1 protein-coding gene is annotated in these 281 nt (G+C 72.6%); it reads right to left on the bottom strand.

Annotation, left to right across the window (positions count from 1 at the left end; translation table 11 throughout):
• Positions 1-187, bottom strand: a 187-nt coding sequence (locus QWY28_RS23535; protein WP_300955335.1) for a hypothetical protein, incomplete at its 3' end; no start/stop codon positions are given.
• Positions 188-281 lie beyond the last annotated feature (94 nt).

The following is a 281-nucleotide window of genomic DNA, read 5'->3' as shown; positions in this document are numbered from 1 at the left end:
GCGACTGCGGACCGAGCAGGCTCGCCTCGCGGGACTCCGTCACCACGACGTCGTCGGTGCCGGCCTCGTCGAAGTAGGAGTGCCCCACGGGCTGCTCGAGCCCGCGGCGGAAGAGGCGGCCGCACACCGGTACGGCCTGCGGCCGGATCACCGAGGCGGTTCGCGTGGCGAGGGTCAAGATGGACATGCTGCGGCGGTACCCGCACGACCTGTCGCACACACCGCCGCCCCAGACCACCTCCGCGGCCTTCCCCTGCTGGTCGAGCGTCGACGAGACCCAC

The organism is Nocardioides oceani, assembly GCF_030412965.1.
Lineage (GTDB): Bacteria > Actinomycetota > Actinomycetes > Propionibacteriales > Nocardioidaceae > Nocardioides > Nocardioides oceani.
The sequence above is the reverse complement of the archived record's forward strand: the minus strand, read 5'-3'. Positions and strand labels throughout refer to the sequence as shown.